This window comes from Stenotrophomonas sp. GD03654 (assembly GCF_029845105.1).
In the GTDB taxonomy this organism is placed as follows: Bacteria; Pseudomonadota; Gammaproteobacteria; order Xanthomonadales; family Xanthomonadaceae; genus Stenotrophomonas; species Stenotrophomonas africana.
Genome location: NZ_JAOCLC010000059.1, coordinates 21,776 through 31,692, shown reverse-complemented (window position 1 = coordinate 31,692; position 9,917 = coordinate 21,776). Strand labels below are relative to the sequence as shown.

General features: G+C 67.0%; 9 protein-coding genes. 6 read left to right on the top strand and 3 right to left on the bottom strand.

From position 1 onward, the window contains the following. The 6 genes from N5J73_RS18770 to N5J73_RS18745 all read left to right on the top strand — a co-directional run. Window positions 1-483: hypothetical protein (locus N5J73_RS18770; RefSeq protein ID WP_279941281.1), on the top strand; the 483-nt coding region annotated here is incomplete at its 5' end. A 124-nt stretch (window positions 484-607) separates the two neighbouring features. After that, the gene (locus tag N5J73_RS18765) at window positions 608-1,117 is read left to right on the top strand and encodes an RNA polymerase sigma factor (RefSeq protein ID WP_049449262.1); all 510 of its coding nucleotides are present in this window, start codon (window positions 608-610) and stop codon (window positions 1,115-1,117) included. Further along, on the top strand, window positions 1,114-2,040 hold the full coding sequence (locus N5J73_RS18760; RefSeq protein WP_049449263.1) for a FecR domain-containing protein: 927 nt from the start codon (window positions 1,114-1,116) through the stop codon (window positions 2,038-2,040). Before N5J73_RS18765 ends, N5J73_RS18760 begins: the two co-directional genes overlap by 4 nt. Before the next feature lie 64 nt (window positions 2,041-2,104). Beyond that, complete coding sequence (locus tag N5J73_RS18755) at window positions 2,105-4,576, top strand: TonB-dependent receptor (RefSeq protein ID WP_049449265.1); 2,472 nt, start codon at window positions 2,105-2,107, stop codon at window positions 4,574-4,576. A gap of 40 nt (window positions 4,577-4,616) precedes the next feature. After that, window positions 4,617-5,363, top strand: coding sequence for a ChaN family lipoprotein (locus tag N5J73_RS18750; protein WP_049449267.1), 747 nt, complete (start codon window positions 4,617-4,619; stop codon window positions 5,361-5,363). Further along, window positions 5,356-6,069: an energy transducer TonB gene (locus tag N5J73_RS18745; RefSeq protein WP_049449269.1), complete on the top strand. Its 714-nt coding sequence runs from the start codon at window positions 5,356-5,358 to the stop codon at window positions 6,067-6,069. The genes N5J73_RS18750 and N5J73_RS18745 overlap by 8 nt, the downstream gene beginning before the upstream one ends. Here N5J73_RS18745 and N5J73_RS18740 read toward each other — a convergent pair. The 3 genes from N5J73_RS18740 to N5J73_RS18730 form a co-directional block, all read right to left on the bottom strand. After that, window positions 6,066-6,500: a RidA family protein gene (locus tag N5J73_RS18740; RefSeq protein ID WP_049449270.1), complete on the bottom strand. Its 435-nt coding sequence runs from the start codon at window positions 6,498-6,500 to the stop codon at window positions 6,066-6,068. The two genes, N5J73_RS18745 and N5J73_RS18740, sit on opposite strands and share 4 nt — an antisense overlap. A 185-nt stretch (window positions 6,501-6,685) precedes the next feature. Further along, entirely contained in the window at window positions 6,686-7,588 is a 903-nt protein-coding gene (locus tag N5J73_RS18735) for a cation diffusion facilitator family transporter (protein WP_049449272.1), read from the bottom strand. Between the two features lie 29 nt (window positions 7,589-7,617). Beyond that, window positions 7,618-9,906 (bottom strand): Orn/Lys/Arg decarboxylase N-terminal domain-containing protein, encoded by a 2,289-nt coding sequence (locus tag N5J73_RS18730; RefSeq protein ID WP_049449274.1) that lies wholly within the window; start codon window positions 9,904-9,906, stop codon window positions 7,618-7,620. Window positions 9,907-9,917: the final 11 nt, after the last annotated feature.

The window sequence follows — 9,917 nt, the reverse complement described above, 5'->3', positions numbered from 1 at the left end:
CCCCACGGACTGCTCATCGCCCCGCGCTGGCCCTCCACCCGCATCCAACTGGAAGAAGAGGTACTGCAACGCCTGCTCGACGCGCAGGCGATGCTGCCTGCCGCGCTGCGCCTGCTGCTCACCCGTGGCTTCGAACCCCGCCACGGCCGTCTCGGTGGCTTCCGCCGCGCGGTACGACGGCTCGGCATCGCAGCATTCCGCACCTGCTACCCGCAACGCCGCGATGAGATCGATGCCATCTTCGGTGCCAACGGCCACGACATCGATGGCCGTCATGTCGATGTCTCACTGGTACTGCACGGCAAGCGGCTGCGGCTGCTGCCCCTGGGTGTGTTCACCCCACTGCGCTGGCAGGATCGTCGCGTTGCCCGTCATTCCGAAGCCGTCGCGCAGGTGAAGCGCAGCCTGCAGCAGTGCGGCTTCGAGCTGCATCACAACGCCACCGAAGCCCTGCAGATCCACTGCGACTATCGTCCGCGCTGACGCGGCGGTGGCCCCCGCGCACTGCGCACCGCATCAAAGATGCAAATGATTCTCTTTTGCTGTAAGGTGCAGCCGCTGCCCTTGCCGCCGCGGGCTGTTCCCTTTCCCAGTTGTCGCCCGCCCCGTGTCCACGCCTGTCGAACCGACGGATGTCGCGCAGCTGTGCGCGGCCCATTACCGGCCGCTGCACGCCCATGTCCGCCGCAAACTCCCGCAACACAGCGACGCCGATGACGTCGTCCAGGAAACCTGGCTGCGTGTCGTCAAGGTCGCCACCAGCGGCCTGCTGAGCAATGGCCGCGCGTACCTGTACCGCGTTGCCCACAACCTGATCGCGGATCACTTCCGGCAACGTCAGCGCCGTCGTGAGGAAGCGCTGGATGAGGCGCAGCTGCACGCCCTCATCGATCCTGCACCGCTACCGGAGCAGCGCCTGCTCGACGCCGAACAGCTGCGCCATCTCGATGCGATCATCGCCGCGCTGCCACCGCGCTCGCGCCAGGTGTTCCTGCTGGCACGTGTGGAACAGATGGCCTTGGCCGAGATCGGGCGCCAGCTCGGTATCAGCCGACAGACCGCGCACGGCCATCTGCTGCGCGCCCTCGTCGCCCTGCAGCAGGTGCCCGGCGCATGAGCCAGGACGCGATCGCGCGCGAAGCCGCACGCTGGTGGCTGGATGGACACGATGGCGTCCGCGACGAGAACGCGTTCGACCAGTGGTGCCAGGCCGATCCGCGCCATGTTGCGCAGTACCAGCATCTGCAGCAGCTGTGGCAGGCCGGTGCCACCTTGCCCAGTCTGCATCGGCAACAGCAACGGCGGCAGCGGCGGCGCCTGGGCGAGACCGGCATTGCGGTACTGCTGCTGTGCGCGCTCGGCCTGTACAGCCGCACCGCCGCGCCACCCGCCGCGCAGGTACTGCGCACTGCCGCAGGCGAGATCCGTGACGAAGCCCTGCCAGACGGTTCGCACGTCCTGCTGTCACCGGGCAGCGAAGTGCATGTGCGCGTCGATGCACAGCGCCGCCAGTTGCAGCTGCAGCGGGGGCAAGCCTGGTTCAAGGTCGCCGCCGATGCCGACCGGCCATTCCAGGTACACACTCCACAGGGCACGGTCACTGCGCTGGGAACCGCGTTTGATCTGGCCGTGCAGGGCGACAACAGCGTGGTCACGGTCACCGAGCACAGCGTCCGTGTAGAAAGCGGTACCGCCAGCGTGCAGGCCAGTGAGGGGCAGCAGATACGCTTCAACGGACAAGCGACTGCTGCAGCACATCCGGCAGACGACAGCACCCTGGCCTGGCGCGAACGGCGCCTGCATTGGGTTTCGGCGCCGCTTGCCGACGTCACCCAGGGGCTGGACCGTTGGCATGGCGGACATACCTGGATCGTCGGTGCACGGCTTCGCCAACGGCCGGTCACCCTACTGGGCAATGCAGATGGTGCCGCCAGCAACCGCGACCAGCTCGCCGCGCAGCTGCATGTGCGTGTGCTGCGTATCGGCGCGGGCATGCAGGTGTGGTTGCCGCCGCGCGAGGAGCAGCGCGATGCACCCTGACATTGGGCCCACCACCGCGTCTACCCAGGATGACGACGCTCTGCGTCAGCCCCTGGAGCCCCCGATGCTGTGTCCCCGCCCTCTTGTCCTCGCCCTGTCGCTGGCCTGCGCCAGCACCATCCCACTGCTGCCAAACAGCGCCCACGCGCAGGCCGCCACTCGAAGCTACGATCTGCCCGCCCAGCCACTGGCCGCCGCGCTGGACGCCTACAGCCGGCTGACCGGTGTCGATCTGGTGATCAGCGCGACGCTGCCTGCCGGTCATTCGGCGCCGGCTCTGCGCGGTGACTTCGACGATGCGCAGGCCCTGACGCGCCTGCTGGCGGGCAGCGGTCTGCGCCCGCGCTTCGTGGATGCGCGTCGTGCCGCCCTGGAACCGGCGCCGGCCGAACGCGCCGATGGCAGCCGCCGCACCGGTCCGCTGCGGGTACAGGGCACTACCGCGCACGGCCAGGCACCGGGTGCCGGCGCCAGCCAATACGTACCGGCCACCCGCGATGGCTTTGCGCCCTCGGTCGGCAGTGAGCGCGTGGCGATGGCCGAACGCCAGGAAGGCAACAGCCTGCTGCGCTCGATGCCCGGCACCCACAGCTTCCATTCGCGCAGCCAGCCGGGCCTGCAGGTCAACATCCGCGGCATGACCGGTGCCGGCCGGGTCAACACCATGATCGATGGTGTCACCCAGACCTTCCGTAACAATGCCGGGCATGGCTCAGGCGGCCCGTTCGCCTATGTCGACCCGTTCCTGCTGGCCGGTGTGGACGTGCAGCGCGGTGCATTCGCCGGCGGTGATGGCGCCGGCACGCTGGCCGGCAGTGCCAACTTCCGCACGCTGGATATCGACGATCTGCTCGGTGAGGGCCGTGACTGGGGCCTGCGTGCAGGCTATCGCCACGGCAACAACGGCTACGGAAGTGGCCGCACCTTCGCCGGTGCCTGGCGCCACAGCGAAGAGGGGGGCGACCGCCAGTTCGGCCTGCTGGCCGCTGCCAGCAGCAGCCGTAGCAGCGAGTACGCCACCGCACGTGGGCAGAAGAACACCGCCGACCCGGGCAGCCAGCAACCCAGCAGCTGGCTGTTGAAAGCACGCCTGCAGCCCAGTGACCAGCATCGGCTGGACCTGAGCCACATGCATTACGAAAACGACTTCTACCACAACTACCCGTGGCAGATTTCCGCGCGCAACCAACGCGCCAGCTACCGCTACACGCCCTATTCGCCTTGGATCGACCTGCGCGCGACTTTTGCCAGCAACAAGACCCGGCTGTTCTATCCGCCGGTGGAGGCGTCCAGCTACATCGGCCGCCGCACCCACAGCAGCCTGAGCAGCTGGACCGTGGACAACACCAGCCGCTTCGATGTCGGCGCGCTGCAGGCGCGCTGGAACACCGGCATCAAGCACCAGTCCGACATCTATGTGGCCGATACGCCCATCCTGCGCGGTGCCAACCCGCAGGGACGCAGCCAGCTGGACAGCGTGTTCAGCACGCTGGAACTTCAGTACGACGTCTACGCGTTGACTGCAGGCCTGCGCCAGGATCGTTATGGCATCCGTGGCCACGTTCCGGTGTGCTCGGATGTCCCCGGCCAGTGCGCCGAAATCAACGGCGGCGGCATCGACCTGCGCCGCACACAGCGCGCACTCAGCCCCAGCCTGGCGGTATCGTGGCAGGCTACTGGCTGGCTGCAGCTGTTCGCCGAAGTCTCGCGCACCTCCCGCCCACCGCGTGTGCAGGAGATGTTCTTCGAAAAGATCCCACTGGAAGGCATGAGCGATGCCGATGGCGTTGGCGCCAATCCGTTCCTGCGCCGCGAGCGCTCGCGCAACCTGCAGTTCGGCGCCAACCTCAGCACGTCCTCGCTGCTGACCGACGGTGATCTGGCGCAGCTGCGCGTCACCCGCTTCGACAACCGCATCCGCGACTACATCAAGCCGCAGTACCTGCTGATCGTGCACCCCCCGGAGGTGGAGCCTTTGGTGGTACCGATCGACAGCGATCCGCAGCTCACCGCCTGGACCGATGCGCTGGACGTGGAGGACTTCAGCACCACCACGCGCTGGATGAACCACCCGGGCGTGGTGCGCATGCGCGGAATCGAGCTGGAAGCGCACTACGCCAGCGAGCGCTACCACGCCACGCTGAGCTGGACCCGCTCGCGTACGAGTGCGCCCGCCATCGAATTCGTCAACCTGGAAGACATCACCGCCCTGCCCGACCGCTACTGGACGCTGGACCTGGGCGGCCGCTGGTGGCAGCAGCGCGTGCAGGCCGGCCTGCGCGCCGAGTACTCGGGGCCGACCGAGGAAGGCTACGACTTCTTCCAGACCCGCAAGACCGGCGGCACCGGCGTGCTGCTGGACTTCTACGCCAGCTTCAAGCCCCAGGCCAACACCACGCTGTGGCTGAACATCGAAAACCTGCAGAACAAAGCCTATGACAACAATGCCTCGATCGACAGCATCTTCAGTCCGATCCTGGACCGCGGCAACGGCCGTGGCCGTACCGTCTCGATGGGCGTCAACGTGGCGTTCTAGCCGCCCCTGGCTGCCGCTGTGCCTGCTCGCGCTGGCCGCAATGGCCAGCGCGCAGCCGATGCCTGGCACGGTGATCGACCTGGCCAACGGCCAGCACCTGGACGAAACCGCATTCGTGACGCGTACGGCGGACGCCCAGCGGCTGCTGCTGGGTGAACGCCACGACCTCGCCGGAGACCATGCCGCCCAGCGCTGGCTGCTGCAGGCCCTGCAGCGGCGGCGTCCGCAGGGTTCACTGGTGCTGGAAATGATCGCCAGCGAGCGCCAGCCACGCCTGCAGCGGGTGCAGCGCTGGCTGGCGAAGGGCAACCGGGCCGAAGATGCACGCCTGCAGGAGCTGCTGGACTGGGATGCGCGCTGGCCGTGGGCCGCGTATGGCGGGCTGGTCAAGGATGCTGCCGATGCAGGCACGCCGTTGTTCGGCGGCAACCTGTCGCGTGCCGAGGTCAACCTGCTGCTCGCCTCCACTGAGGACGTGCAGTTCCCGGTGGCCGATGCCCGCCAGCGCCTGTCGGCGGTGGTGCTGGCCCAGCATGCAGACGCGGCACCGATGCTGGATGGGATGCTGGCCGTGCAGCAGGCCCGCGACACGCGCATGGCGAAGGTGCTGTTTGATGCGCCCGCGCCGGCGCTGCTGCTCGCGGGTCGCTGGCATGTCCTGCGGGGTACCGGGGTACCGGGCTACCTGTCACCGGGTACGCCTGCGCTGGTGATTGCACTGGCCTCGCCGGGTGAAACCGTCGATGCGATTGATGCCGACCTGCTGTGGGTGCTGGCCGATGAGTGAACGCGGCCAACACTGGCAGGCGATTGCCATCACCATCGGCCTGCATCTGCTGCCCTTGCTGCTGCTGTTGCGTTGGGTCGCGACGCCGCCCATGCTCCCGCCACCGGAACAGGACGTGCGTATCAGCCTGCGCCTGCTGGCACCGGCCACGCCCCCGCAGCCCGTGGAGGAGCGCCAGGCCGATACCCCCAGCCAGGCGCAGCACGCGCGTGCGTCGCAACCGACAAAGTCGCCCCCGCCGCCAAAACCCACCGCTGCGCACGAGGGCGAGTTGGCCGCCAGCGAAACAAGCGGGACGGGTCGAAAGCCGCTGCCGGTCGCCCCGCCTGCGGCCGCGACCGATGCCAGTCCCGCACCGGCATCGATCACGGCCGCGCCGCCCGCTCCAGACGCGCCACCGGCAGACTTCCAGGCCGGCGCCGCCAGCGACCAGTGGGAAGCCCGCCTGATGGCGCGGCTGGAGCGCTATCGCTATTACCCCGCCGCCGCGCGCTCGCGCCGGCAACAAGGCACCGCCTGGGTCAGGGCCAGCATCGACCGCGACGGCCGCCTGCTGGCGCTGCGACTGGAGCAGTCCAGTGGCCAGCCGATGCTGGATGACGCAGCGCTGCAGACCTTCCGTCGCGCGCAGCCGCTGCCGCGCATTCCGGATGAACTGAAGGCACCACAGGAACTGGTGGTGCCAGTGGAGTACTACCTGCGCTAGGCGGCATAGGCCTCCGCCTCGATCTCGAACAACATGCCGTCCAGCGCCAGCCGCGGCACCGGGATCAGCGTGCAGGTGGGCGCCGCGCGGTCAGGCCAGCGCCGCCGCACCTGATGGGCGATGATGCCCAGCCGGTCCTCGTCGTGGTCGACCACCAGGATACGCAGCCGTACCACGTCGGCCAGGCTTGCCTGCGCCGAGCGCAGCGCGGTCTGCAGGTTGTCCAGTGCCTGCCCGACCTGTTCTTCGAAGCTGGGTGAGAGACGGCCCTGGGCATCTTCACCGCCCTGCCCGGCGATATGGATCACCCGCGCCGGCAATCGCACCACGGCCACGTGTGAGTACCCGTTGGCGGAAGGGTCGTAGAGGCCGGGAGGATTGAACAGCTCCAGCAGGCCATGACTGAGGTCCGGGGTAGTCAGCAGGTTCATGCCGCATGTCTCGTGGGGGATGCGAAGCAGTCTGCGACCTCAACCAGAGTTGAGGTCAAACCGATCCGCTGCAACAGTCCGGTCCGCCATGCGCAACGATCGTGCCCACGTGTAGAGCCGAGCCCACGCTCGGCTGCTCAGCGCGAATGGCAGCCGAGCATGGGCTCTGCTTTACCGTTCCCGGCTCACGTCCACGCCGGGTCTGCGGTGAAATCGATGGTCAACCAGAAGGTACTGCCGCGCGCATCCAGCCGCACCGCGATCTCGTCGCGCATCGCATCGACTTCGCCCACTGAACCCAACGGCATGGCCGGGTCGGCCAGCACGTGGATCTCGATGAAGCGCATCCGCCCCATTTTCGCCACGTGGCTGGTAAAACCGGCATAACCGCGTTCCGCCACGAACGCCTGCATCACCTGCTGCACGCGCCGGTCCAGATCATCCGGCGCCACCTGCAGCACTTCGCGCATGGCCTTCCATGCACTGCGCGCTGGTACCGGCAGTACCGCCAGGCTGATCAACGCCAGCACGATCGAATCCAGGTACGGCACCCAGTGGTGCCACTCCCCCCCCTGCAGGACCAGCGCCAGCACGAAGGCCAGCACCACCGCCAGGCTCATCAATCCACCCAGCAGCCAGCCTCGCACATCCAGCCACAACAGAGCGGAACGCAGGTGTCGCGCACGCTGTGCGACAAATGCGGCCATCGCCAGGTTGCTGACACTCAGCAGTGCCGCCCACCACAACGCGGGCCCGAATTTCACTTCGTGCCCGCCCGTGGTCAAACCAATCACCGCGTTGGCCAGCGCATACACGCAGGCCAGCGACAGGATCACCCCACCGAGTGCCTCGACCATCGGCTCCAGGTGCCAGTAGCCGTACTGGAAGCGCGGGCTTTGTTCCCGCGCCACCAGCCGCAGCACCGACAACGACACCAGGGTCAGGGCGACGTCGACCAGGCTGTACACGCCATCGAACAGGATGGCCTGCGATCCCACCAGCAGGCCACCGCCGAAGCCGACCGCGCTCACCGCCAGGGTGACCCCGATCGAGAACTTCAGGATGCGTTGCTCGCGCGCGGTATCCATCGCTCTCCGAAGGAGCCGACCGTCGCCGGTCAGGCCTTCAGCACCTCCACCTTGTACGACACCGCATCACCCTCCTGCTCGATGATGAGCCCGTGCACGTCCGACTCGAACCCCGGGAAACGGGCGTTCTGCTCGCGGGCGATACGCAGCGACTGGATGATCGGCTCGTCGCTGTCGCCGAAACGTTCGCCGGGCATGATGGTCGGAATGCCCGGCGGGTACGGCACCAGCATGGTCGCGGCGATGCGGCCGCTGATCTGCTCGATGTCGACCCGCTCGATCTCGCCCTTCACCAGGTGGTTGTAGGCATCGGCCGGGGTCATCACCGGCGTCGGCAGATCCACGTACATCTCGCGCATCACCTTGGCCACCGCGAATTCCTGGTTGAACGCATGCAGCGCGTCGCACAGGTCACGCAGGCCCCAGCCGGCGTAGGCATTCGGATAATCGGCGGCCAGCGTCGGCAGTGCCTGGCTCAGCGGCGCATTGCGGTCGTACAACTCCTTGAACGCCATCAGTTCGGTGACCAGGGTGCTCCACTTGCCCTTGGTGATACCCATCGAGAACAGGAACAGCACCGAGTACAGGTTGGTCTTCTCCACGGTGATGCCGCGGCCCCACAGGAACTTGCTCAGCACCGCTGCCGGGATGCCCAGCTTGCCCATGCTGCCGTCCATCGCCAGACCCGGGGTCAGCAGGGTCACCTTGATCGGGTCGATCAGCACATAGTCGTCGACCAGGTTCTCGAAGCCATGCCAGTGGGCGTCCGGCTGCAGGTACCATTCTTCGCGCTTGGCCACCAGCGGCGCCGGCGTATCGCCCTTGTCCAGACTGCGCTCGAGCTTGGTCGGCTGCCATACGCTGAACCACCAGTCGTCGCGCCCCAGGTCATCGCGGACGTGCAGCATCGCGCGGCGGAAGGCGATGGCTTCGTCGTGCATTTCCTGCACCAGCGAGCGGCCGGCGTCGCCTTCCATCATCTTCGAGGCCACGTCACAGGCCGCGATCACCCCGTAATGCGGGCTGGTCGAGGTATGCATCATGAACGACTCATTGAAACGCTCCGCGTCCAGGTTGCGCTGTGCCGAGTTGCGCACGTGGATCATCGACGCCTGCGAGAACGCCGCCAGCAGCTTGTGGGTGGAATGCGTGGTGAAGATGATCGCATCCTGCTCACGCGGCTTGCCCTTGGCCATGCCGTAGTGGTTCTCGTAGAACGGATGGAACGCCGCGTAGGCGTACCACGCTTCGTCGAAGTGCAGGAAGTCGACCGCACTGCCGATCTCGTCGGCAATCTTCTCGGCGTTGTAGCACAGGCCGTCGTAGGTCGAATTGGTCACCACCGCGATGCGCGGCTTGGAACCGGCCTTGTAGGCCTGGCTGGCCAGCGGATTGGCGGCGATGCGCTGCTGCAGCGACTCCGGCGTGAACTGGTCCAGGCTGATCGGGCCGATGATGCCGTGCGCGTTGCGGCTGGGAGTGAAGTACACCGGCACCGCACCGGTCATGATCAGCGCATGCAGCAGCGACTTGTGGCAGTTGCGGTCGACAAACACCACGTCGCCGCGGGCCACTGTACCGTGCCAGACGATCTTGTTGGCTGTGGAGGTGCCGTTGGTGACGAAGAAGGTATGGTCGGCGCCGAAGTTGCGTGCTGCCTCTTCCTCGGCGTCCTTGATCGGGCCGGTGTGGTCGAGCAGCGAACCCAGCTCCGGCACCGAGATCGACAGATCGCTGCGCAGGGTGTTCTCACCGTAGAACTGGTGGAATGCACGTCCGACCGGTGACTTGGTGAACGCCACGCCGCCGGCATGGCCCGGCGTATGCCAGGAATAGTTCGACTCGGCCGCATGATGGATCAGCGCCTTGAAGAACGGCGGCAGCAGGTTCTTCATGTAGTCTTCGGCCGCGCGCATCACCTGCCGCGAGATGAAGCTCTTGGTGTCTTCGAACAGGAAGATGAAGCCGTGGATGTACTTGAGCAGCTTGCTCGGCACCTTTTCGATGGTGCGGCGCTCGCCGTACAGGAACACCGGCAGGTTGGCGCGGCGCGCGCTCTGCTCGCGCAGGAAGGCGGTCAGGCGCTGGAACTCGCCATCCACCTCTTCGCTGCCATCGATCGAGATCAGCACCGCCGAGGCCGCCACGTAGGTGCGGGCGCCGGCGCGGGCATCGTCCAGGTTCAGGCCGCACAGCACGCGCTGGTCGTTGCTGCGCAGCTCTTCCACCAGGGCGCGGATCAGGATGCCGCCGATGCGCGGCGACTCGTAGTCGTTGTCGATGACAATGACCGGATAGTCCAGGGACTTGAAGTACACGTTGATTCTCC

What these genes read in the sequence shown, in the direction of transcription:
- N5J73_RS18750 (WP_049449267.1), top strand. Translation starts at nt 4,617, where the DNA reads ATGGCCAGCGCGCAGCCGATGCCTGGCACGGTGATCGACCTGGCCAAC.
- N5J73_RS18760 (WP_049449263.1), top strand. Translation starts at nt 1,114, where the DNA reads ATGAGCCAGGACGCGATCGCGCGCGAAGCCGCACGCTGGTGGCTGGAT.
- N5J73_RS18745 (WP_049449269.1), top strand. Translation starts at nt 5,356, where the DNA reads ATGAGTGAACGCGGCCAACACTGGCAGGCGATTGCCATCACCATCGGC.
- N5J73_RS18755 (WP_049449265.1), top strand. Translation starts at nt 2,105, where the DNA reads ATGCTGTGTCCCCGCCCTCTTGTCCTCGCCCTGTCGCTGGCCTGCGCC.
- N5J73_RS18740 (WP_049449270.1), bottom strand. Translation starts at nt 6,500, where the DNA reads ATGAACCTGCTGACTACCCCGGACCTCAGTCATGGCCTGCTGGAGCTG.
- N5J73_RS18735 (WP_049449272.1), bottom strand. Translation starts at nt 7,588, where the DNA reads ATGGATACCGCGCGCGAGCAACGCATCCTGAAGTTCTCGATCGGGGTC.